This is a genomic window from Phenylobacterium sp. (assembly GCF_046291545.1).
Taxonomy (GTDB): Bacteria; Pseudomonadota; Alphaproteobacteria; order Caulobacterales; family Caulobacteraceae; genus Phenylobacterium.
Genome location: NZ_JBKBSM010000001.1, coordinates 1,309,993 through 1,333,056, shown reverse-complemented (window position 1 = coordinate 1,333,056; position 23,064 = coordinate 1,309,993). Strand labels below are relative to the sequence as shown.

20 protein-coding genes are annotated in these 23,064 nt (G+C 71.5%); 7 read left to right on the top strand and 13 right to left on the bottom strand.

Translation table 11 applies throughout. The annotated features are described in order from the left end of the window. From ACK4YQ_RS06545 to ACK4YQ_RS06535, 3 genes are all read right to left on the bottom strand, one after another. On the bottom strand, positions 1-250 hold a 250-nt coding region (locus ACK4YQ_RS06545; RefSeq protein WP_409609479.1), incomplete at its 3' end, for a hypothetical protein. Positions 251-314: 64 nt separating this feature from the next. Then, the gene (locus ACK4YQ_RS06540; RefSeq protein ID WP_409609477.1) at positions 315-1,340 is read right to left on the bottom strand and encodes a hypothetical protein; all 1,026 of its coding nucleotides are present in this window, start codon (positions 1,338-1,340) and stop codon (positions 315-317) included. Continuing rightward, on the bottom strand, positions 1,340-3,304 hold the full coding sequence (locus tag ACK4YQ_RS06535; RefSeq protein WP_409609475.1) for a hypothetical protein: 1,965 nt from the start codon (positions 3,302-3,304) through the stop codon (positions 1,340-1,342). The genes ACK4YQ_RS06540 and ACK4YQ_RS06535 overlap by 1 nt, the downstream gene beginning before the upstream one ends. 124 nt (positions 3,305-3,428) lie before the next feature. On the opposite strand from ACK4YQ_RS06535, the gene ACK4YQ_RS06530 reads away from it, so the two are divergent. Beyond that, on the top strand, positions 3,429-4,424 hold the full coding sequence (locus ACK4YQ_RS06530; RefSeq protein ID WP_409609473.1) for a sulfotransferase family protein: 996 nt from the start codon (positions 3,429-3,431) through the stop codon (positions 4,422-4,424). On the opposite strand, the gene ACK4YQ_RS06525 is transcribed toward ACK4YQ_RS06530, so the two are convergent. Further along, positions 4,421-5,101, bottom strand: coding sequence for a hypothetical protein (locus tag ACK4YQ_RS06525; protein ID WP_409609471.1), 681 nt, complete (start codon positions 5,099-5,101; stop codon positions 4,421-4,423). The two genes, ACK4YQ_RS06530 and ACK4YQ_RS06525, sit on opposite strands and share 4 nt — an antisense overlap. Before the next feature lie 51 nt (positions 5,102-5,152). Next, on the bottom strand, positions 5,153-6,562 hold the full coding sequence (locus ACK4YQ_RS06520) for a hypothetical protein (RefSeq protein ID WP_409609469.1): 1,410 nt from the start codon (positions 6,560-6,562) through the stop codon (positions 5,153-5,155). A gap of 154 nt (positions 6,563-6,716) precedes the next feature. Here ACK4YQ_RS06520 and ACK4YQ_RS06515 point away from each other — a divergent pair, with 154 nt between their 5' ends. Beyond that, positions 6,717-7,496 carry a class I SAM-dependent methyltransferase gene (locus tag ACK4YQ_RS06515; protein ID WP_409609467.1) on the top strand — a complete coding sequence of 260 codons (780 nt, stop codon included), beginning with the start codon at positions 6,717-6,719 and terminating at the stop codon, positions 7,494-7,496. Positions 7,497-7,500: 4 nt separating this feature from the next. Here ACK4YQ_RS06515 and ACK4YQ_RS06510 read toward each other — a convergent pair whose 3' ends face one another. After that, entirely contained in the window at positions 7,501-7,860 is a 360-nt protein-coding gene (locus tag ACK4YQ_RS06510) for a hypothetical protein (RefSeq protein WP_409609465.1), read from the bottom strand. Further along, positions 7,857-8,903 carry a glycosyltransferase family 2 protein gene (locus ACK4YQ_RS06505; protein ID WP_409609463.1) on the bottom strand — a complete coding sequence of 349 codons (1,047 nt, stop codon included), beginning with the start codon at positions 8,901-8,903 and terminating at the stop codon, positions 7,857-7,859. Before ACK4YQ_RS06505 ends, ACK4YQ_RS06510 begins: the two co-directional genes overlap by 4 nt. A 165-nt stretch (positions 8,904-9,068) precedes the next feature. Here ACK4YQ_RS06505 and ACK4YQ_RS06500 point away from each other — a divergent pair, with 165 nt between their 5' ends. The 3 genes from ACK4YQ_RS06500 (at position 9,069) to ACK4YQ_RS06490 (ending at position 12,738) form a co-directional block, all read left to right on the top strand. After that, positions 9,069-9,902, top strand: coding sequence for an ABC transporter permease (locus ACK4YQ_RS06500; protein WP_409609461.1), 834 nt, complete (start codon positions 9,069-9,071; stop codon positions 9,900-9,902). Then, positions 9,899-10,666, top strand: a complete 768-nt coding sequence (locus ACK4YQ_RS06495) for an ABC transporter ATP-binding protein (RefSeq protein ID WP_409609459.1) — start codon at positions 9,899-9,901, stop codon at positions 10,664-10,666. Before ACK4YQ_RS06500 ends, ACK4YQ_RS06495 begins: the two co-directional genes overlap by 4 nt. Positions 10,667-10,809: 143 nt before the next feature. Continuing rightward, positions 10,810-12,738 carry a glycosyltransferase family 2 protein gene (locus ACK4YQ_RS06490; RefSeq protein WP_409609457.1) on the top strand — a complete coding sequence of 643 codons (1,929 nt, stop codon included), beginning with the start codon at positions 10,810-10,812 and terminating at the stop codon, positions 12,736-12,738. 21 nt (positions 12,739-12,759) lie between these two features. On the opposite strand, the gene ACK4YQ_RS06485 is transcribed toward ACK4YQ_RS06490, so the two are convergent. Continuing rightward, on the bottom strand, positions 12,760-14,256 hold the full coding sequence (locus ACK4YQ_RS06485; RefSeq protein ID WP_409609455.1) for a flavin-containing monooxygenase: 1,497 nt from the start codon (positions 14,254-14,256) through the stop codon (positions 12,760-12,762). 209 nt (positions 14,257-14,465) lie between these two features. On the opposite strand from ACK4YQ_RS06485, the gene ACK4YQ_RS06480 reads away from it, so the two are divergent. After that, positions 14,466-16,397 carry an ATP-binding protein gene (locus ACK4YQ_RS06480; RefSeq protein ID WP_409609454.1) on the top strand — a complete coding sequence of 644 codons (1,932 nt, stop codon included), beginning with the start codon at positions 14,466-14,468 and terminating at the stop codon, positions 16,395-16,397. 43 nt (positions 16,398-16,440) lie between these two features. Beyond that, complete coding sequence (locus ACK4YQ_RS06475) at positions 16,441-18,180, top strand: hypothetical protein (RefSeq protein ID WP_409609452.1); 1,740 nt, start codon at positions 16,441-16,443, stop codon at positions 18,178-18,180. A gap of 47 nt (positions 18,181-18,227) precedes the next feature. On the opposite strand, the gene ACK4YQ_RS06470 is transcribed toward ACK4YQ_RS06475, so the two are convergent. From ACK4YQ_RS06470 to ACK4YQ_RS06450, 5 genes are all read right to left on the bottom strand, one after another. Continuing rightward, positions 18,228-19,316: a chemotaxis response regulator protein-glutamate methylesterase gene (locus ACK4YQ_RS06470; protein ID WP_409609450.1), complete on the bottom strand. Its 1,089-nt coding sequence runs from the start codon at positions 19,314-19,316 to the stop codon at positions 18,228-18,230. A gap of 7 nt (positions 19,317-19,323) precedes the next feature. Beyond that, a complete protein-coding gene (locus ACK4YQ_RS06465) occupies positions 19,324-20,193 on the bottom strand; it encodes a CheR family methyltransferase (RefSeq protein WP_409609448.1) in 870 nt (289 codons plus the stop codon). After that, complete coding sequence (locus tag ACK4YQ_RS06460; protein ID WP_409609445.1) at positions 20,190-20,672, bottom strand: chemotaxis protein CheW; 483 nt, start codon at positions 20,670-20,672, stop codon at positions 20,190-20,192. The genes ACK4YQ_RS06465 and ACK4YQ_RS06460 overlap by 4 nt, the downstream gene beginning before the upstream one ends. Further along, positions 20,672-22,477: a methyl-accepting chemotaxis protein gene (locus ACK4YQ_RS06455; protein ID WP_409609443.1), complete on the bottom strand. Its 1,806-nt coding sequence runs from the start codon at positions 22,475-22,477 to the stop codon at positions 20,672-20,674. The genes ACK4YQ_RS06460 and ACK4YQ_RS06455 overlap by 1 nt, the downstream gene beginning before the upstream one ends. 210 nt (positions 22,478-22,687) lie before the next feature. Further along, positions 22,688-23,056, bottom strand: a complete 369-nt coding sequence (locus tag ACK4YQ_RS06450; RefSeq protein WP_409609441.1) for a chemotaxis protein CheW — start codon at positions 23,054-23,056, stop codon at positions 22,688-22,690. Between the last annotated feature and the right edge of the window lie 8 nt (positions 23,057-23,064).

Sequence of the window (23,064 nt, the reverse complement as noted above, 5' to 3'; positions counted from 1 at the left end):
GCGGGCGCGCACGGCCGCGGCGGGCGTCAACGAAGCGCGCCAGCGCCAGGGCCTCGGCCCGGGCGACCGCCGCGGCGCGCTCGGCCAGGGCCTGGCTCAGCGCTCCGCCGAGCCGGCTGCGCAGCATCGCGGCCTCGGCCTGGGCGGTCTGCGCCGTCGCCTTGGCCTGCCGGCACCAGGCGGCCAGGCGCTCGACCTTGGCCAGCAGCGCCGCCGCATCGACCACGGCCGTTTCCTCGGCCGCGCTCATCGGGCCACGTCCTTGGCCATGGACCTTTCTCTCAGCATGTCCGCGTCCTCGCCGCCCCGCACCTTCAGAAGCCCTGCGCGGCGAACCAGGCCGCATAGCCGCCATCCCCCGAGGCGTACGGGTCCGGGAAGGCCGCCTGCAGATCCTCGCGCTCCCTGTAGAGCGTCCGATGGGCCTTGGAAATCGCCGCGCCGTCGCTGAACCGGCCGTAGGCCCACCAGCCGGCCGGGATCGCCGGATCGCTCGCCTCGGCCACCTGGCGCTTGTACCAGTTCCAGATCTCGTAGACCGGATAGTTGTCGCCGGCGTAGCGCCGGGTCATGGCGTCGCCCGTGGGGCCCAGCTTGGTGAAGTGCCAGAAGCGCAGCGGCGCGCCGTTGACGGTGATCGCCCCGGCCTTGTCGATCGCCACCGACCGCTGGCTGAGGTTCCAGGAGGCGACGTTGTAGCCCGGGTCGCGGACCACCTTGACCCCGTCGAACAGGGCCGGGACGTGGTCGCACCAGCGCTGGTCCACGAACAGGCCGTTGGGGATGTCGTCGTAGCAATAGGACAGCAGCCGGTCGTTCCACCAGCGGGCGAAGCGCACGCCCTCGCCCTCGGTGCGGATCGCCACGAAGCCGAGGTTGAAGATCCCAGTGCGCGAGGCCGACAGGTCGTTGTCGCGGATGGCCGCGTCGTCGGTGTTGGGATCGACCAGATGCGGCGTCAGCAGGACGTCGTGCTCCTGCAGCAGCGCCACCAGCGGGTCCAGCCGGGCGAACAGCGCGGTGTCGGGGTCCAGGTAGATCACCGCGTCGTAGCCGCCGCTGCAGGCCTGGTGGATGAAGGGGCCCTTCACCGCGGTGCAGACCTCGACCACGTCGTGCTTGAACAGCCAGGCGCGGAAGTCGGGAATTCCCAGGTCCTGGGCATAGACCAGCCGGTCGAACGGCTCCCGCGCCGGATCGAAGGTGAAGCCGGGCGGCGGCTCGTCGGTGATCAGGGCCGCCAGCTCCCACTCCGGATGATGCCGGCGCAGGGTCTGGAACAGCACCCGCGCGCGGTTGAGGTAGGAGAAGGTGAAGCTCGAATAGACCAGAACGCGCATCAGGCCCCGCCGCGCAGAAGGTCGAAGGTCAGGGCCGAGAACTCCAGGTCGTAGACGCGCTCGCCGCGCCGCGCGCGGGCCAGGTCCAGGATCTCCCCGCTCTCGAAGGCGGCGGCCAGTTCGGCCTCGTCGCGCAGCACCAGGCCGTGGCCGCCCGCCTCGACGAAGGCGGCCACATTGCCGCTGTCCGGCCCGGTCACCACCGCCGCCCCGGCCGAAACCGCCTCGTAGGCGGCGAAGGAGAAGGTCTCGCGGCAGAGGGACCAGACCATCACCACGTCCAGCGACTCGGCGGCGATGACGTCGCGCATGGCCAGCGGCCGGTCCAGGGTCACGGCCACGTGGCGGAACAGGCACGGCACCCCGGGCACTGAGGTCTTGCCCAGGTGGACGAAGGCGTAGCGCGGATCGTCGGCGTGGCGGAAGGCGAGCTGGCTGAAGATCGGCCAGCCCTTGTGCGCCACGGGAAAGCCCAGATAGCCGAAGCGCAGGCGCCGATCGGCCCGGCGCACGGCGGGCGCAGGGCGCGGAACCAGGCGCGCGTGCGGCGCCACCACGGCGCCGGCGTGCGGGTAGGCGGGGCCCAGCCGCCAGGTGTCCAGGGCCGCCTGCGAGGGCGCGGCCACGGTCAGCTCGAGATTGTCGAACAGGCGCGCATGGGCCTCCACGTGATCCTGCCGATAGGGGCCGTAGATGCAGACGCCGCAGGCCGGGCTGTCCATCGGCGGGGCGCCGCAGTCGACCACGTCGTCGCGCAGCAGATGCACGCCGGCGCAGACGCTGGCGAAGTCGTGGAGCCAGAGATGGCCGGCCTTCAGCCCGAACCTCGCCAAGAGCTCGATCACATCCTCGACGTGATGGCCCAGGAGGTTGTGGATGGCGAAGCTCCGCCGGCCCGGCGTCACCCCGGCCAGGGCGTCCCCAAAGGCGGCGATCACGTCCAGCGGCGCGAAGGCGCCCAGCGGCTCGTCGTCCAGGAGCACGCCCCAGACCGCGCCGCTGCGCCGCCAGCGGAGCATCGGACGGGCGGCGGGCGGGAAGACGTGCAGATGGGTGCGGCCGTCCTTGCGGGCCGCCTCGCCCTCGCGCCGCAGGCAGAGCTGCACGCCGCCGACGTGGGTGGTCGGATCATCGTGGCTGAAGGTGACGTGCACGTCGCCGAGCCGCTCGCGCGCCGCAGCCAGCGCCGCGGCGAGCCGCGCCGGATCGTCCAGCGGCACGGCGGCGGTGTTGCGGTCGCAGGCCGCCAGCCGCTCCTCGATCGGGATCAGCCGCTCGATCACATCATAGCGGAAGCCGAGGGATTCGCGGGGGCTGCGCCCTTCGGCCCGGCCCTGGGTCACATAGTGGACGAAAGGATTGATCCCGGAGGCGGCCACGTCCGGATAGCGGCTCAGGTAGCTCTTCACCGAGAACTCGCCGTTGGGGTCGCGCCCCTCGCGCCAGCCGAAGGTCAGGAAGTGGTCCAGCAGGTCGGCGCCGGCGGCGGCCACGTCCGGATTAAGGGCCATGTAGTAGGCGCCGTTGAACTCGGGGCCCACCGCCGCGCGCTCGGCGGCCATCCGCTCCTCGCGGGCCTCGTCCTCGGCGCTCTGGCCAGGCGCGCGCGGACGCTTGCCGGGGGTGAAGGTCCAGGCCGCGGCGTCCGGGCCGGCGACCTCGGCGTAGAAGCGTTCGGCCTGGCGCGATCGGCGGATCCCGCGGCCCTCCAGGCGTCCCTGGGCCAGATAGTGCGCCAGCGGATTGACGCCGGCGGCGGCGATGTCGGGATGGTCGGCGAGATAGTCGGCGGTGGAGAACCAGGGCGCCGGGTCCAGGCCCTCGCGCCAGCCGCTGCGGACGTAGTGCCCCACCGGGTCGGCCGCGCCGGCCATCGCCTCGCGGTGAAGCCCCAGATAGAAGCCCGCGTCCACGGCGCCCGACACGAGGCGGTAGGTCCGGTCCAAGAGGGCCGAGTCGGCCATGCTGCAGTCTTCCCTTCGCCGGGCGGTTTGCATCAGCACGCGACACGGATCAACCGGGGCGGCCTTGCCGGGGCCCCCGCCCCGCCCTAGACCAGGGCCCTCGATCACCACGGCTCGGGGCCCGATGACCCAAACTTCGGCCAAGGGATCGCCCGCCGGGCGGTCGGCCTATCTCGTCCTGGGGATGCACCGCTCGGGCACCTCGGCGGTGACCCAGCTGCTGGCCCTGTGCGGCGCGGACCTGCCGGCCAACGTGATGCCGGGCGACGAGCACAACGCCAAGGGCTACTTCGAGCCCTGGAAGATCGCCCAGTTCAACAGCCGCCGCCTGCGCGCCGGGACCAGCGCCTGGGACGACGTCTTCGCCTTTCCCTACACGCCCCTGGAGGACAAGGCCGAGGCCGCCTGGCTGCGGGAGGCGGTCGAGCTGTTCCAGGACGAGTACGGCCGCGCGCGCCACCCGCTCCTGAAGGATCCCCGGGTGACCGTGCTGCTGCCCATGTGGCGGGCGGCGCTGAGGAGCCTGTCGGTCGGGGCGCGCTGCGTCATTCCCGTCCGCCACCCCCTGGCGGTGGCCGCGTCCCTCGGCCGGCGCGACGGGTTCCCGGTGGAGAAGTCGGTGCTGCTCTGGTGCGCCTATATGCTGTCGGCGGAGGCCTATAGCCGCGACCTGCCGAGGGCGTTCGTCTCCTACGACGCTCTCCTGTCCGACTGGCGGGCCGAGGCGGCGCGCATCGAGGCGGCCCACGGCGCGCCGCTGCCGCGCCTGGATTCCCGCGCCGAGCGCGAGATCGACGGGTTCCTGACGGCGGACCTGCGCCACAACCGTGCGCTGGGGGACCTGGCGGCCACGCCCAAGGTCGGCCCCCTGGCCGCCGGGGTGCTGGCCTGGTTCGAGGAGGCGGCCCGGTCGGGCGCCGCCGACCCGGCCGCCCTCGCCCCCGCCGCCGCCGAGATCGCGCGGATGAAGGCCGACTTCGGCGTCTTCGTCTCGCCGGTGACGCGCGACCTGGACCAGGTGCGCTCGGACCTCCTGGAGCTTCGCCAGTTCGAGGATCACCAGCAGGCGCACCTGCGCAAGGCGCAGGCCGTCATCGACGGCCTGCTGGCGGGCGACTAGCCCTCCGCGGCCGCCGGCGCGGCCGGATCGCGGGCGATGGCCACCTGGCGCACAAGGAACTCTCCCCCGGGGGCGTCTTCGAAGTCGAAGCGGATCTGGTCGATCACCGAGCGGGTCCAGTCGTCGCCGCCGCGCTTCAGCTTGCTCATGTCGTAGACGAGGATCGTGGTCTCATTGACGGCCGGGTCGGCGCCCTGGATCGGCATGGCGATATAGTCGGCCGACTCGCCGTGGCCCTCGGTGGTGTAGTGGACCGCGCCGCTCCACAGGTCGCCCGGCGCCGCGCGCGTCAGACGCACCAGCACCAGGGTGTTGACGCTGCCGTCCACGTTCAGGCCGCTGGGCGTGCGCAGGATCGGGTCCGGCTGCTGCAGGATCACGCTGAGGCCCGAGCCCGAGGTCAGGCCGGCCTCGCCGCCGGCCACCACGAACCCCTCGGTGGAGTCGTCGAAGGTCCACAGCTTGGCCGCCTTCAGCGGCTGGCCGTTAAGTTCGAAGCGCTCTTCCGTCTCGTTCCAGCGGATCGGCTGGACGCGCTCGGCCGGCGGCGGGCCGTCAGGGGCGAGCCGGGCCGGCTCGGCCGCGACGTCCGCAGACCTCTGGCCGGCGCTGTCGCACCCCGCGAGCAACAGCGCCACGCCGGCCGCAAGGGCCGGCAGGATTTGGGTCGGGTTCATCCCAGCCTCCGATTTCTTCCGTCCTTTCAATGCACCGACGGGCCGCACGGCTCAACCGGCTCGACGCCGGCGACGGATCAAAGACGGGTCGAGGGCCACATATAGGAAGCCCGCCATGGCTGCGACATCCAGGAAGTACAGATAGCGGTAGTCGCAGGCGACGGAGATCAGGAGGAAGCTGGCGGCGAAGCCCAGGGCCGCGGCCTGCAGGCCGGCGATCGCCAGGTCGGCGGCTTCGCCGCGCCAGAGGAGGAAGACGCCCACCGCAAGGGCGAGCAGCGCATAGGCGAGGTGCGAATAGACCGGAGTGTCGAAGAACCGCGCCGCATAGTCCGCGAGGGCGCGGTCCTGTGGCCGCTGGCCGGCTGCGATCTGCAGATCCGCGAGCTTGCCGGGCACGTCGGCGACCCCGGTGAACACCGGCAGGCACTGGTCCAGCGCCGGAGTCAGGAACACCCAGCGGAACACCTCCAGCCGGTGGCTCAGATACGCGCCGGGATGGCCAAGGACGATCTCGCGCCACTGACGCGCCACCGCGCCTTCGGGGGTCTTCCACAAGGCCCGGCCGAGCTCGGGGGCGCGGTCGAAGGTCTCGACCCTCACCGGAGAATAAGCCACCGGCCCCTGCGCCCGGACCACCGCAGCGGCGGCCGGCGCCTCGGCGCTCAGCGCCTCAAGCGGCAGCGACGGCTCATGCGCGACGGCGCCGACGATGTCGTAGTGCTGCAGCACCCGAAGCCCAATGCGCGTGTCCTTCGCCGCCGGCGCGCCCTGCGGCTGGGCGGCCACCCCGATCGCCTGCGACAGCACCAGGCCCGCGGCGAGGAAGCCCAGGCCCCAGCCGAGCATCGCCCGCGCGCCGCCGCCCCGGGCCGTCCAGCCCACCACGAGCGCGGCGACGGCCAGCGCCACCGCCCCGTTCTGCCGCACCAGGGCCGCCAGGCTCAGCGCCGCGAGGGCCGCCCCCAGGGGCGCCAGGCGGCCGCGCCGGTCCGCCCAGCCGCGGGCCGCATAGGCCAGGGCCACGAAGCCGGCGACCGCCAGGTCGGCGAACAGCACGTCCTTCCACACGATGGCGGGATAGATCAGGAGCATCGGCGTCGCCGCCGCGGCCAGCGCCGCCGCCGGCGCCGCCCAGGACGTGCGCGGCCGTAGCCCGCGCAGGGCCAGAAGGCTGGCGAACAGCAGCAGGGCGCTCGCCGTCACATAGAGCCCCGCGCCGGGCGACAGGTCGTCGAAGCGGCGCAGGATCCAGGACATCACCGCCGGGGCCCAGGTCTCCCGCACGCCGGTCCGGGCCTCGTGAAGCTGGACCACCGAATCGAACGACAGGTGCCCGGGCAGGTTGGCCCCCAGCATCACGAGGAAGCCGCCCCAGAGCACCCAGCGATAGGCGCTCGCCGCCAGGGCCTGGCCCGCCCGCGCCTCCCCCGGCGCAGCCGGGTCCCTGGGGCTCAGCATGACGGAGGGGCGGCGATCATGGAGGGCTCCGGCGTGGGGGGGTCCCGCTTCGCCCCTGGTTAAGGCCAGCACGCACGCAAGAGAAGCGCGTTCCTGCAGGCCGGATGCGCACGGCCCTTGCCTCCGGGCCCGGATTCCGCGAAGTCCTCGCCCCATGGACGTCAACCTTGCGACCGCGGGTCCCTCCGAGGGCCCGGCCGAGCGGCTGTTGCGGCGCTTCCCCAAGACCCGCCCGCCCCTTCCGCCCGCCTTCCAGGCGATCTATGCGGCCCAGTACAAGGAGAACCGGAGCGGCGAGACGGCTGCGGCCTCGCTGTCGCAGCGCCTTGAGAGCTGGATGCACCGCAAGGTCGCCGCCGACGTGCGCGGCGGGCGCGCCCGCCCGACGCTGGAGCTGGGGGCCGGCACCCTCAACCAGCTCCCCTACGAGCCGGAGGGGGCGCCCTACGACGTGGTAGAGCCCTTCACGGCGCTTCTGGAAGACGCCCCCGCCAAGGCGCGGGTGCGCGACGTCTTCGCCGACCTGCGCGAGGTTCCCGCCGAGCGCCGCTACGACCGGATCACCAGCGTCGCGGCGCTCGAGCACATCGCCGACCTGCCCTTCGTCCTCGCCCGTTCGGCCCGGCTGCTGGCGCCCGGCGGCGTGTTCCGGGCGGCGATCCCGGCGGAGGGCGGGTTCCTGTGGCGCATGGGCTGGAGCCTGACCACGGGGCTGGAGTTCCGCCTGCGCCACGGGCTCGACTACGGGGTGCTGATGCGCCACGAGCACGTCAACACCGCCGCCGAGATCGAGGGGCTGGCGCGGCTGCTGTTCGCCGAGACGCGGGTCGACAGCTTCGGCCTTGGCCGCCAGCTTTCCCTCTACCGCTTCATCGAAGCCCGCGCGCCGCGGCTGGACGTGGCCGCGGCCTGGGAAGCCCGGTTCCCGGCCTGAGCGATCAGGCGGCGCCGCGCTGGGTCAGGAACAGGCCCGCCAGCATCAGGGCGTAGCCGCCGGCCAGGCTCCAGCTCAGCGGCTCGCGGAACACCGCCCAGGCGAGGACCGGCACCAGGGCCGAGCCCAGGATCGCCACGGGATAGGCCGCGCTGAGCGGCACCCGCGTCAAGATGTAGAACCACAGCAACGCGCTGGCGCCGTACCAGGCGAAGGCCACCATCAGCGGCCAGTTCTGCAAGAGCTTGAGAAGCAGCGGCCCCTCCAGCCGGGCGGCGTAGAGCGCCGCCCACTTGAACATCACCTGGCCGATCGGCAGGGCCAGGGCGAAGCCGGCGCAGAGGGCGAAATCCCTGGGGCTCATGCGCTCGCCACCGCCTCCATCCGCTCGATCGCCCGCAGATAGGGATGGATCGGCCGGGTCGGCGTGTTCAGCACGTCGAAGTTGACCGCCTGCAGCAGCAGTTGCACCCCAATGATCAGCGGCAGGGAGGCGGCCATGACCACCCCGGCCGACGCGGCCTGTCCCGGATTGCGCACCGCCAGCCAGTGCAGGGCGTAGCCGACGCCGAACAGCACCGCGGCCAGGCCCGAGATCAGCTCCACCGTCGCCACGTTGAAGTCGCGCACGAAGTATTGGCCGAGGATGCGCTGCAGGAAGTTGGTGAAGTGCTTCAGGGCGAACGGTCCGACGATCGCGCCGATGCGGATGTTGCTCACCTCCTCGCCGTAGCGGGCGGGCATCGGCACGTCGCGCACCACCGCGCGCAGGGTTCCCAGGTGATAGAGCAGGTCCGTCTCGAAGAAGAACCGCCTGGAGACCCGCCGCTCCAGCACGCGCCGCGCCACGCAGGCCTCGATGGCGGTGAAGCCGTTGGTGGGGTCGAAGACGTTCCAGTAGCCGGTGGAGACCTTGGCCGCGAAGCTGAGGGCCGCGTTGCCGAACATGCGCACCCCCGGCATGGCCCGCAGGTGGCTGATCGAGGTGAAGCGGTTGCCCTTGGCGTAGTCGGCCTCGCCCAGGAGGATCGGGGCGACGAGCTGGGCCATGTAGGCCAGGTCCATCTGGTCGTCGCCGTCCACCTTGACCAGGATGCGGCCGCCGCGGCGGTCGGCTTCGGCGTAGCCGGCCATGGTCGCCCCGCCCACGCCCTGGTTTTCGCTGAGGCGCAGGACCACCACCCGCGGGTCCGTGGCGTTGGCCTCGATGAAGTCGCCGGAGCGGTCCGGGCAGGCGTCGTCGACGCAGACGATCCCCTCGACCCAGGGCGGCGCCCGCTCGATCACGCGCAGGATGTGGTCCTTGACCCTGTAGCAGGGCACGACCATCCACACGCCGGCCCCGTCCAGGCTGGGCTCCGCCGTTCGAACCGCCTCGAAGCGCGGAATATGGTCGACGACGGACATGCGGCGGGACCTCTCGGGGTCCGGCTAGCATGCGCCGCAAGCGGTTGCAAAGCGCGCGCCCTGGGTGCGGAATCGTAACGCCGCCGTGGCTCGCGCGCGCCGCCCGCGTCATGCTTGCGCCGCAATAGTTCGGCTGTTACCAGCGCCCACTCGCCGGGAGACCTGATGCAACCCGCACAACACATGCTGCGCACCGGACGGCGCGGGACCGCCTTCGAGTTCGCCATGGCGCTGCGCGACCTGCGCGCCTCCTTCGACCGGCTGGGCCTGGCCTCCTCCCTCGCCTGGGCGGACGTGGTCGCGCGCTACCGCGGCTCGATCCTGGGGCCGTTCTGGATCACGCTCAGCATGGGGCTGATGGTGGCGGGCATCGGCCTGCTGTACGCCCAGCTCTTCGAGGTGCCGCTGAACGACTACGTCCCGTACGTCGCCCTGGGCATCGTGCTGTTCGGCGCCATCACCAACACCATCAACGAGGGCTGCGCCACCTTCACCGGCGCGGCCGGGATGCTCTCCCAGACCTCGCTGCCGATGTTCACCTTCGTCTGGCGCACGGTGCTGCGGAACCTGATCAACCTGGGCCACCACCTGGTGATCATCGTCGGCGTGCTCGTCTGGTACGGCCACTGGAAGACGCTGAACCTGCCCCTGGCGGCGGCCGGCATGGTGCTGGCCCTGGCCAACCTGTCCTGGATCAGCATGCTGGCGGGCATTGCGTCCGCCCGTTTCCGCGACGTGCCCCAGCTCGTCGTCTCGGTCACCCAGTTCGCCATGTTCATGACCCCGGTGTTCTGGAAGGCCGACGCCTTCCCCGACCGCCACGCGTTCCTGGCGTTCAACCCCTTCCACCACCTGCTGCACGCCGTGCGGGCCCCGCTGCTGGGCGAGCCGGTGGATTCCCTGACCTGGATCGTGCTGACGGCCATGGCCGTGATCGGCTGGGCCGCGACCTTCACGATCTTCAGCCTGACCCGCCGCCGGATCGTCCACTTCCTATGACCCTCGCCAGCCCGGCCTCGCCCGAGGTCTCGATCACCGTCACCGACCTGACCATGCGGTTCCCGGTCTATGGCGTGGACGCCAAGTCGCTGAAGAAGCACCTCGCCCGCGTCACCGTGGGCGGCAGCCTGGCGAAGTCCATCGCCGGGGCGACCGAGGTGACGGCCATCTCCAACCTGAACCTGAAGCTGCGGCCGGGCGACCGCCTGGGCCTGATCGGCCACAACGGCTCGGGCAAGACCACCCTTCTGCGCGCCCTCTCCGGCGCCTATGAGCCGGACCAGGGACAGATCGAGGTGCGGGGCCGGATCGCCGCCCTCCTGGACCTCAGCCTGGGAATCGACCCCTCGGCCACCGGCATCGACAACATCCGTCTGCGCGGGCGCATCGCCGGCCTCAGCGCCCGCGAGATCGAGTCCAGGATGGACGAGATCGCCGAGTTCACGGGGCTCGGCCCGTTCCTGGCCATGCCGATGAAGACCTATTCGGCCGGGATGCAGGCGCGGCTCGCCTTCGCGGTCGCCACCTCGGTGGAGGCCGACGTGCTTCTGATGGACGAGTGGATCGCCGTCGGCGACGCCCAGTTCCAGAAGCTGGCGCACCGCCGGCTGCTCGACCTGGTCGAACGCGCCGGCATCCTGGTGCTGGCCTCGCACGAGGTCGACCTGCTGCGGCTCTATTGCAACAAGGTGATGCGCATGGACTCCGGGGTCGCCTCGCCGGTCATGGACATCCGCAAGCTCGACGAGCTGATGGCCGCCTGAGCGCCCGCCCCGCGCCTGGGACGTGTTCCCGCGCAGAATGCGATAAAGGAGCGCGCGAATCGCCGCGCGCCCGACACGAAACCGCCGAGCTCGGCGTCCAATGGCGGGACGCGCCCGGCGCGCTGCAGACTGACCGGAGGCCCATGAGCTCCCTCTACACCGACGCCAACCGCGAGCGGCTCCTGAACCTGCGCAAGGCGCTGCGCGCCAGCCCCATCGTGCACGCGCCCGCCCACGCCCTGGCCAAGGCTCTGCAGGTGTTCCCCCCGGTCGCGCGGCTGCTGCACTTCACCCTGGCGACCAAGGGCTACGCCACCAACGACTACGCCCAGTGGGTGGCCGACAACGACACCCTGACCGCCGAGGACCGGGCCGCCATCCGCGCCCACGTCGCTCGCCTGGCCCATCAGCCGCTGATCAGCGTCGTGATGCCCGCCTACAATACCGACGAGGCCCTGCTGGAGGCGGCCATCGCCTCGGTCGAGGCCCAGCTCTATCCGAACTGGGAACTCTGCATCGCCGACGACGCCTCGCCCAAGCCGCACGTCTGGGCGGCGCTGCAGAAGGCGGCCGCGCGCAATCCCAAGATCAAGGTCGTGCGCCGGGCGCAGAACGGCCACATCAGCGCCGCCACCAACTCGGCCCTGGAGCTCGCCGCGGGCGAGTTCGTCGCGCTGATGGACCACGACGACCTCCTACCCGAACAGGCGCTCTATGAAGTGGTGGTCGAGCTCAACGCCCATCCCGACGCGGACCTGATCTATTCGGACGAGGACAAGGTGGACGGCGAGGGCCGCCGGTTCGAGCCGCACTTCAAGACCGACTGGAACCCCGAGCTGTTCCTGACCCAGAACATGATCAGCCACCTTGGGGTCTACCGGCGCAGCATCCTGGAGAAGATCGGCGGGCTGCGCGTCGGCTTCGAGGGCAGCCAGGACTACGACCTGGCCCTGCGCACCATCGAGCAGACCACGCCCGAGCGCATCCGCCACATCCCCGCCGTGCTCTACCACTGGCGCCAGCAGGCGGCGGAGGCCTCCTTCTCGGAGGGGTTCCTGGACCAGTGCGCCAGGGCGGCCCGTCAGGCGGTGAGCGAGCACCTTCAGCGCACCGGCGCCGAGGGCGTCACGGTCGAGAACCAGCCGGAGCTGCCCGCCTGGCTGCAGGTGCGCCGCCCGCTGCCGGACCCGGCGCCGATGGTCTCGATCATCGTGCCCACGCGCGATCGGGCCAAGCTGCTCGCGGCCTGCGCCGAGGGCGTGCTGCACAAGACCGACTATCCGAACCTGGAGCTGATCATCGTCGACAACGGCAGCGTCGAACCGGAGACGGAGGCCCTGTTCCAGACGCTGGTCGCCGACCCGCGGGTGCGCCTGCTGCGCCGGCCCGGGCCCTTCAACTATTCGGCCCTCAACAACGCCGCCGCCGCGGAGGCCCGCGGCGAAATCCTGCTGCTGCTCAACAACGACATCGAGGTGATCGAGGGCCACTGGCTGGCCGAACTGGTCTCCCAGGCGGTGCGGCCCGAGATCGGCGCGGTCGGCGCGCGGCTTCTCTATCCGGACGGCACCGTCCAGCACGGGGGGGTGATCCTGGGCGTCGGCCCGCACGACGGCCCCCGGGTGGCCGGCCACCTGCACCCGTCGGCGGCGCGGGAGGACACCGGCTACTACGGCCACCTGCGCGTGGCGCGGAACTGCTCGGCGGTCACCGCCGCCTGCATGGCCCTGCGCAAGGCGGTGTTCGACGAGGTCGGCGGGCTGGACGCGGTGAACCTGACCGTGGCGTTCAACGACGTGGACCTGTGCCTGCGCATCCGCGAAGCCGGCTACGGCGTCGTCTGGACGCCGCACGCCGAGCTCTACCATATGGAGAGCGCAACCCGCGGAACCGACGTGAAGCCGGAGGCCGTGGCCCGGGCCAACCGCGAGATCGCCTACATGCGCGAGCGCTGGGGCGATGTTCTCGACAACGACCCCTTCTTCGGCCCCAACTTCGATCCGCGCTACGGCGACTACCGCCTGGCCCCCGTCAGCCGGCGGATCAAGCCGTGGAAGCGCGCCGAAGCCTGAGCTGCGGGACCGTTCGCGACCTCAGGCCGCCTCGCGCGGGCGCGCCGGGGCCGCGGCGGCGGGATTGGAGAACTGCATCACCCCGTCGTCGATGCGGCTGTAGCGCAGGTTCATCAGGTCCAGGGCGTAGTTCTGGTGCAGCTTCCAGGGCGCCTTGGTCCCCTGCTTGGGGAACTTGGCGATCGAGCGCTGGACGTAACCGGAGCTGAAGTCGAGCCACGGCGCCTCGCCCACGTCCGGATCGCTGTTGCGCGGGGTGGCCTGGCGCAGGCCCGTGGCCTTCATGTGGTTGAGGAGGCGGCAGACGTATTCGCACGTCAGATCGCACTTCAGGGTCCAGGAGGCGTTGGTGTAGCCGAAGGCCGAGGCGAGGTTCGGCACGCCCTCGTACATCATGCCCTTGTAGGTCAAGGTCCTGGCCGGATCGACGCGGACGCCGTCCACGGCGAGCTCGATCCCGTTCATCACCTGCAGCACCAGGCCGGTGGCCGAGACGACCACGTCGGCCGCGAGCTCCTGGCCGGATTTCAGCCGCAGGCCGGTCTCGGTGAAGGTCTCGATGTGGTCGGTGACGACGCTGGCCGAGCCGGCCTTGATCGCCTTGAACATGTCCGCGTCGGGCACCAGGCACAGCCGCTGGTCCCAGGGATTGTAGCTCGGCGTGAAGTGGGTCTCGACGTCGTAGTCCGGCCCGAGCTCGGCGCGCACCATGTCGATGATGCGCTTCTTCACCGCCTGCGGCTTCTCCCGCGCCATGCGGAAGAAGTACATGCCGAACAGCACGTTGCGCCACCGCACCAGGGCGTAGGCCAGCTTGGCCGGCAGCCAGCGGCGCAGGGCGTTGGCGACGCCGTCCTCGGCCGGCCGCGAGACCACGTAGGTCGGCGAGCGCTGCAGCATGGTGACGTGCGCCGCGTCCTTGGCCATCTCCGGGACCAGGGTGACGGCGGTGGCGCCCGAGCCGATCACCACCACGCGCTTGCCGGCGTAGTCGAGGTCCGCCGGCCAGTCCTGCGGATGCACCAGGCGGCCCTTGAAGCGCTCCACGCCCGGGAAGTCCGGCGTGTAGCCGCCCTCGTAGCTGTAGTAGCCGCCGCACAGGAACAGGAAGTTGCAGGCGATGCGCGCCGTGCGCCCGTCAGCCCGCTCGGCCTCGACGATCCAGGCGGCATCCGCGCTCGACCAGGCCGCGCGCCTGACCTTGTGGCCGAATCGGACGTGCGGTTCGATCCCGCCTTCGCGGGCGGCGTCGCGGATGTACTTCAGGATCGAGGGCCCGTCGGCGATCGCCTTCGCCTCGGTCCAGGGCCGGAACGAGTAGCCCAGGGTGTACATGTCCGAGTCCGAGCGGATGCCCGGGTAACGGAACAGGTCCCAGGTCCCGCCGATCGCCTCGCGCCCTTCGAGGATGACGAAGGAGCGGTCGGGGCAGTGCTTCTGCAGGTGGTGGGCGGCCCCGATCCCCGACAGGCCTGCGCCGACGATCAGCACGTCGAAGCGCTCTTCCGCTGGTCCCATCTTCTCTCCCCCCTGCGCGAACGGCCGCCCGCAAGCGGCCCAGGCGCCGGATGTAGCCCAGGCGCGAGGCTTTCGCCACGCCGGGCGCAGGCGCTCGTCCGGCGCGCCGGCCACGGCCCAGCTTAACCGAACCTTCAAGCGGCCCGTGCCACGGTCCGGCGATGGAGGGCGCAGGGGACCAGGCGTTGAAGCAGTCTGACGAGGATGGGTTGGCGGACCGCCCCCGGCGGCCTTCGCCCTCGATAGACATCCTCGGCGAGGCCTGCCAGGAGTGCCTGTGGCTGCTGGGGCTCGACGGTCAGATCCACTACATGAACCCCCGCGCGGCCCGCCACTTCGGCGGCGGCGGGGCGGCGGACGCGGCGGACGTCACCCTCTCGCGGCTTTGGCCGCCCGAGGCCCGTTTCAGCCTGGACCGCGCCCTGCAGGCGGCGGCGCAGGGCCAGGCCAGCCACTTCCGCGCCTTCATCCACGGGGCGGACGGGTCGGCGGCCTATTGGGAGACTGCGGTCTCCCCCGTGCCCGACGCGGACGGCGGCGCGCCGACCTGGCTCCTGGCGACGGCCCGCGACGTCACCGCCGAGGTCGAGACCCACGCCTTCCTGCGCTCGGTCATCCAGCTCCTGCCCTCGCCGCTGATCGTGCGCGCGGCGGACGACCGGCGTTTGCTGCTGGTCAACCGGGCGGCGGAGGACCTCCTGGGCGCTCGCCTGCACGACGATTTCGGCTGGAGCGACGGCGAGCCCGTCGCCCCCCATGTCGCCGACAAGCTGCGGCGGGCCGAAGACCAGGTGCTGGCCACCGGCGAGATGCAGGCCTTCGACTTCAGCCACCCGCCCGAAGCGGGCGACGAGCGCCGGGAGTTCACGGTCAAGCTGCTGGCCACCCACGACGACGCCGGTCCACGCCACCTGATCGCCCTGGCCGACGACGTCACCGAGCGTCATCGCGCCGCCGAAGCCCTGCGCCAGGCGCTCGAAGCCGCCGAACAGGCCAGCGAGGCCAAGAGCGCCTTCCTGGCCAACATGAGCCACGAGCTGCGCACGCCGCTGAACGGCGTGATCGCCGGCGCCGACCTCCTGGCCCGCCAGGATCTGAGCGCGGCCGCCCGCGACCTCGTGGCGATGATTCGCAATTCCAGCGCGGCCCTGGAGCGCCTGCTCGGCGACGTCCTGGACCTGGCCAGGGCGGATCAGGGCCAGATCGCCCTGGAACGCCACGATTTCCACCTCGGCGAAGCGGTGCGCGCATCCGTCGCACTCGTTCGTCCGCAGGCCGAGGAGAAGGGCCTGGCCCTGGCGGTCGAGGTGGCGCCCGGCGCCGACGGGCTCGTGTTCGGCGACTCGGCCCGCCTGCACCAGGTGCTGAGCATCCTGATCGGCAACGCCGTGAAGTTCACCGAGACCGGGAACGTCCAGGTCCGCATCGCGCGGGCGTCCCAGAGCGACCGCGTGGTCTTCACCGTGGAAGACACCGGCGTCGGCTTCGACCCGGCCCGCAAGGCCGGCCTGTTCGCCCGCTTCCAGCAGGCTGACAACTCGTCCACCCGCCGGTTCGGCGGCGCCGGGCTCGGACTGGCGCTCGCCCGCGAGCTGGTGTCGCTGATGGGCGGGACCATCGACGCCGAAGTCCGCGCGGAGGGCGGCTCGCGCTTCTGGTTCGACGCGCCGCTGCCGATCGCTTCCGCCGGGGCCGCCGCGCCCGCCGGCGACGGCGAGCCGGCCGGCGGCCTTCGCGTGCTGCTCGTCGACGACCATCCGACCAACCGTCAGATCGTGCAGCTCATGCTGTCCGGACTCGCCGACGTGGTCGCCGCGGAGGACGGGGCCGAGGCCGTGGAGACCTTTGTGGCGGGCCACTTCGACCTGGTGCTGATGGACATCCAGATGCCGGTGATGGACGGCCACACCGCGGTGCGCGAACTGCGCCGGGTGGAGCGCGCCCAGGGCCGCGGGCGCACCCCGGTGATCATGCTGACGGCCAACAACCGGGCCGAACACATCAAGGCGAGTCTCGAGGTCGGCGCCGACCGCCACCTTGGAAAGCCGGTCACGACCCGCGCCCTTTTCGACGCGATCGAGGCGGTGCTGGCCGAACCCGAGGCCTCCCTTTACCCGACCTTTGGACATACGGCCCCATAGTGGGACCAGGCGGCTCGGCGACCACATGATCCATGCTTCTTCCTTGGCCCGAACGGGCGACCTATCGCCCGCACCGGCGCTGGCCGGGCGGCTCGACGCCGCGCGGCGCGCGGTGGAGGGGCGCTTCCTGGAAGCGGGCGACGTGCTGTCGCACGCGGTCGAGGGCGTCGGCCGGCTGATCGGCTCGCTCGAGGCCCTGGCCTCCACCCTGGAGCCGGCCACCGTCGAGGCCACCACCGGACAGTTGCGCCTGGCGGCCGACGATCTGTCGGCCCTGCCCGATCGCCACGGCGCCCGCCGCGAGCTGGTCGAGCGGATGATCGGCGCCGGACGCGGCCTCACCGGCTGCATCGGCGACATGCGCCGCACGCTGGCCTACCTGCAGACCTACGCCATCAACATCAAGATCACCGCCGGGGGCATCGCCGCCGCTCGCAGCGAGTTCGGCGTCTTCACCCAGGAGGTGCACGACCGCATCGAGCGCGGCCGCCGCGAACTCGACGCCTTCGACGCCGACCTGTCGGCCCTGTGCGCCGACCTCGCCGCCGCCCTGGCGCAGGAGCGCGACCTCGCCGCCCACCTGGACGGGCTGGTTCCCGCCGTGCCTGACGGGCTAGCCGCCAGCGCACGCGAGATGGTGGAGCACCACGAGCGGATCTCCGAGGCCGCCGGCGAGGTGGCCGGGCTCGCCCGCCAGGTCCAGAAGAAGGTCGGCGGCGTGCTGGCGGCCCTGCAGATCGGCGACATCACCCGCCAACGCATCGAGCACGTGCAGCACGCGCTGGAGCTGACCGGGGCCGTTGGCGGGCTTTCACCGGAAGCCCGCGGCCGGCTGGAAGCCTTCGTCCACCAGCTCCTGGCCGCGCAGCTCGCCGCCACCGCCGAGGACTTCGAGCGCGACGTGGCCCGGATCGGCGCCAACATGGCGGGCATGGCCGGGGACGCCGCCGAGATCCTGCGCCTGCGCGACCTCGCCTTCGGGCGGCAGGGCGCCGACGGCCAGAGCTTCCTGAAGCGCATGGAATCGTACGTCGGCCAGGCCCTGGGCCTGGTTGACCGCCTGGCCCAGGCCGACGTGGCGGCCCTTGAACTCGGCCGTTCCGCAGCGGCGGCGGCCGGCGACCTCACCGCCAAGGTGACGAACCTGCAGTCGATCAAGACCGACGTGCAGCAGATGGCCCTCAACGCCACGCTCAAGTGCGCCCGCATCGGCGACCCGGGAAAGCCCCTGGCGGTGATCGCCGTGGAGCTGCGCCACCACGCCGGCCACATGGAGACCTCCTCGCAGCAGGCGCTCGAGGCCCTGGACGGCATGGCCGCCGAGGCGGCGGGCCTGGCCGGCGACGGCGGGATCGAACCGGAGGCCGCCCCCGGCGCGGGCGCGGCCCTGGCCGACGCCGTGGACCGGCTGCGCAGCGTCGGCGCTTCGGTGGAGGCCGACCTTGTGGAGCTCGCCCGCCAGGGCGAGGCCGTGGTCGATGCGCTGCGCCGCGCCGCCGCGCGGCTGGACTTCCATAGCGAGATCGGCGCGATCATCCGCCAGGCCGCCGCCGACCTGGCGGCAACCGCCGGCGAGGACGCGCCCTGGATCGACGACGTGCGCGCGCCCCTGGCCGAGCTGCTGCAGGCGATCGCGCGGGACTACACCATGGCCAGCGAGCGGGAGGTCCACCAGGCCATGACCCGCGGCCGCGACCTCGATGCCGCGCCCGCCGCCGAAGCGCCGGCGGCCAAGCCCGCCGCGGCCGCGAAGGAAGACGAATTCGACGACGTGCTGTTCTAGGGGCCCGGCTGTTCCAGGCCCCGGCCTCCGGGGCCCCGGCGGGCGCCTCAGCGCGCCGCCGCGCGCAGGATCTCCGGCGCCAGCATCGGCAGGCCGACGATCCGGTCCACGCAGCCGCGGGCGATCGCCTCCTTGGGCATGCCGAACACCACCGAAGTCGCCTCGTCCTGGGCGATGGTGCGCGCGCCGGCCTCCTTCATCTCCGCAAGGCCGCGGGCGCCGTCGTCGCCCATGCCGGTCATGATCACGCCCACGGCGTTGGCCCCCGCCGCCTGCGCCGCCGAGCGGAACAGCACGTCCACCGAGGGGCGGTGGCGCGAGACCAGCGGCCCGTCGCGCACCGAGACGTAGTAGTTGGCGCCGCTGCGCCGGATCAGGGTGTGCATGTTGCCGGGCGCGATCAGCACACGGCCCCGGAGCACCGCGTCCCCGTCCTCGGCCTCCTTCACGTCCATCTCGCACAGGCTGTCCAGCCGCTTGGCGAAGGAGGCGGTGAACTTCTCGGGCATGTGCTGGACGATGACGATGCCGGGGGCGGCGGCCGGCAGGGCGGTCAGCACCTCGCGCAGGGACTCTGTCCCGCCGGTGGAGGCGCCGATGCAGACGATGGTCTCGGTGGTGCGCGCCATCGCCCGCCCGGTGGGCGGCGGCAGCATGGCGTCGGCGGTCAGCTTCTTTTCCGGCTCGCGGTGGACCAGGGCGGGGGGCGCCTCGCGCCGCCCGCGCACCCGGGCCCCGGCCGCGGCCTTCACCGCGTCGCAGATGCGGATCCGCGAGTCCTCCAGGTGCTCGGCCACCCCCAGCTTCGGCTTCAGGATCACGTCGACCGCGCCGGCCTCCAGGGCCTGGATCAGGGTTTCCGAGCCCGCCTCCACCAGCGACGAGCACATCACCACCGGGATCGGGTGCTGGGCCATCAGCTTGCGCAGGAAGGTGATGCCGTCCATCCGCGGCATCTCGACATCCAGGGTGATGACGTCGGGCACTTCGTTGCGGATGCGCTGGGCCGCCACATAGGGGTCCGACGCCACGCCGAGGACCTCGATCTGCGGATCGGACTCCAGGACCGCGGCGAGCGTCTGGCGAACGGTCGCGGAGTCGTCGACGATCAGTACACGGATCTTGCGGCCGGGCATCGCAGTCCTAGACCCGCTGGAAGACCGTGTTGGCGATCTGGGCGACCGGCAGGTCGATGCCGACGATCGATTCGGAGTGGCCCAGGAACAGGTAGCCGCCGGGCCGCAGGTGCCCGCACAGCCGCTGCAGCACGCCCGCCTGGGTCGCCTTGTCGAAATAGATCAGGATGTTGCGGCAGAAGATCATGTCCAGGTCGCGATCGACGGGATAGGCCTCGTCCATCAGGTTCAGCCGGGCGAAGGCGAGCTTGGCGCGCAGTTGCGGCGCGATCCGCACCTGATCGCGGCGGCCATCCTTGCCGCGCATGAGGTAGCGGCGGCGAAGCTCCATCGGCACCGGCTCGACCATCGGCGCCGGGAAGATTCCCGCCACGGCCTGCGCCAGCACCTGGGTCGAAAGGTCGGTGCACAGGATCGAAAAGTCCGGCCCCCTCGTCCGCTGGCGATGCTCCTCCAGCACCATGGCCAGGGTGTAGGGCTCGGCCCCGGTGGAACAGGCCGCGCTCCAGGCCTTGATCGGCTTGCGGCCGCGCTTGTCGAACGCTGGCAGGCCTGTCGTTTCGAGGAAGGTGAAGTGCGCCGGCTCGCGGAAGAACTCGGTCTTGTTGGTCGTCACCGCGTCGATCAGGTGGACGATCTCGGCGTCCAGGCCGCCCTCCTCGAACACGAAGCGGCAGTAGTCGTTGAGGGTCGGAATCTGGACGGCCCGCATGCGGCGGCGCAGGCGGCCCTCGAGCATGGTCCGCTTGTTCGGCGGCATCTTGATGCCGCTGTAGGTGTGGATCAGTTCGGCCATCCGGCCGAAGTTCGCCGTGCTCAACCGGTCGCCGACCGGTGCGGGCCGCTCGACCTCGAGCGAGAGGGCGAGGGCGCTCACGCGGCGGCGCCCACGGCCAGGGCGGCCGCTTCCTGGCTGGTCAGCAGGCAGGCCAGGTCGAACAAGACCACGAAGCCGCCGTCCCGCCGCACCACGCCTTCAATGTACTCGGAGCGCCACGGCACGCCGATGTCCGGCTTGGGCTCGACCTCCTCGCCGGTGAAGGCGACCACCTCGATCACCCGGTCGGCCACCAGGCCCAGGGACAGGATCCGCCCGTCCACGGGCACGTCCAGCACCAGGATGCGGGTGCTGGAGGTCGGCGGCACGGCCGGCAGGCCGAGCTTGAGCCGCAGGTCCAGCGTGGGGGTGGCGCGGCCGCGCACGTCCGTCAGTCCCAGCAGATAGGCCGGGCCCTCGGGGATGGCGAACGGCGGAGCGTAGTCCAGGATCTCCCTCACGTACGCCACCGGGACGGCGAAGGTCTCCTGGCCGAGGCCGAGGGTGACGAACTGAGCTTCCGAGAAGGCGGCGGCCATCAGGCGTACTCGCGGAAATCGGCGTCTTCGGCGTCCGGGCCCCCTTGCGACAGGTCAAGGGCGAAGCCCTTGGCCCGCGCCTGCTGGGCGGCCACCGAGTTGACGACGGCTTTGGGTTTGGCGGCCGGCCTGGCCGCGGCCTTGGGAGCGGCGGCGGGGCGCTTGACCGGGGCGGGGGCGCGGCGCGCCTGGCCGGCGGCGTCGGTCTTGAAGTAGGCGATGGAGGCCTGCAGCTCCTCGGCCTGGGCGGCCAGTTCCTCGGAGGTGGCGCTCATCTCCTCGGAAGCGCTGGCGTTCTGCTGGGTCACCTTGTCGAGTTGCTGGATCGCCTCGTTGATCTGGCTGGCCCCGATGTCCTGCTCGCGGCAGGCCGCGCTGATCTCGGCCACCAGTTCGGCGGTCTTGCGGATGTCCGGCACCAGGCTCGACAGCATCTCGCCCGCGGACGTCGCCGCCTTCACCGTCTCCGAGGACACCGCCCCGATCTCCGCCGCCGCCGTCTGGCTGCGTTCGGCCAGCTTGCGCACCTCCGAGGCCACCACGGCGAAGCCCTTGCCGTGCTCGCCGGCCCGCGCCGCCTCCACCGCCGCGTTCAGCGCCAGAAGGTCGGTCTGGCGGGCGATCTCCTGCACGATGGTGATCTTCTCGGCGATCGTCTGCATCGCGCTCACCGCGCGGGCCACCGCCTCGCCCGAGGTCTCCGCGTCCTTCGCCGACTGGCGGGCGATCTTCTCGGTCTGGGCCGCGTTGTCGGCGTTCTGCTTGATGTTCGCCGCCATCTCCTCCATCGAGGCCGAGGCCTCCTCGGCCGACGAGGCCTGCTCGGTCGCCCCCTGGCTCATCTGCTCGGACGTCGCCGAGAGCTCCTGGCTGCCCGAGGACACGTTCTCCGCCGCCGCGATCGCATCCGCCACGACGCCGCGAAGACGCTCCACCATCCGTTCCAGCGCCAGGCCCAGGGTGTCCTTGTCCGACAGGGGCTTGGGCTGCACCGTCAGGTCGCCGCCGGCCACCGCGTCGGCCAGCGCGGCGGTCGCGCGCAGGTTCGCCGTCATGGTGTTCACCGCGTCGATCAGATCCTTGATCTCGTCGTTGGTGGTGACGGTGATGTCCTGGTTCAGGTCGCCGATCGCCACTGCGTCGACGGCCGCCCCGACCTTGCGCAGGCCCATCGAGACCGTCCTGGAGATCCAGAGAGCCGCGGCCACGCCGAGGACGAGCGCCACGACCACCAGCCCGATGAACAGCGTCCGCGCATCGGCGAACACCTTGTCTCCGGTTTCGCTCGCGGTCCTGCCCCCTTCGACGTTGAGGTCCACCAGCTTCAGCGTGTCCGCCGACATGTCGTCATAGAGCGCCTTGCTGTCGAGCAGGGCGCGAGCGGCCGCTTCATTCTGGTTGGCCTTGGAAAGGGCCAGGATCTTGTTCCATTCCAGGAGATAGGCTTCGTATTTCCTGGAGAACTGATTGTAGAGATTGCGCTCCTCGTCCGACGAGATCAGCTTCTCGTACTTGGCCCGCGTCTCCTTGATCAGTTCGAGGGTCGCGGCGATCTCCTTCTCGGCGACCGACATCGCGGCCGGATCGGTCGAGACGACATGCCAGTATTGCTGCACACGCAGGTCCGAGGTCGCCGTGTTGATGCGATGGATCGCATCAATGCTCGGCATCCAGTTCTCGGTGATGATCGTGGACTGGTCGTTCACCGTTCCCATCTTCATGACCCCCACGACGCCTAGGACGGCGGAGATCAGGAGGACGACGGCGAAGGCGCCGGCCAGTTTGGCTTTGATGGTTGCGCGCATTTCAGAACCCCTCTGGGCGAAGCTGGACCGGCGTGGGTTGGCGCGAGGCGGGCCTTTGCACTTGGCTCATCGCGCGCGCCTCACCTAGGCCGCTGGAAGTTGAATGACGGCGGCCGTAGCGCCGCCGCGTGTGGCGAAGATCTGCGCCAGGTCCGGCACGACGATCAGGTCGCCGCTCCGTCGCGCCAGGCAGCGGATGAAGTCCGAGCGCTAGCGCAGGCCCACCCGCGGCGCGTCCTCGGTGTCCTGCGGCTCGATGGAGGTGACCTCGTGCACCTTGTCGGCGCGCAGGCCGATCAGCGTCGGCTCGCCGTCCAGGTCGTGCTCGATGACCACGATGCGGCTGTCGACGGTGGCCTCGCCCCGTTCCAGGTCAAAGGCCAGCCTCAGGTCCGCCAGCGGGATCACCCGGCCGCGGAAGTTGATCACCGCCGCCACGAAGGGCGCGGCGCCCGGCACGGCCGTTTCCGGCGCCAGGTCCAGAACCTCGCGCACCAGCCCGGCCTCCAGGGCGAAGGTCTCGCCGTGCAGGTCGAAGGTCAGCACCTGCATGGCTTCGCTTTTCGGGGCGCCCGTCATCTGCGTCT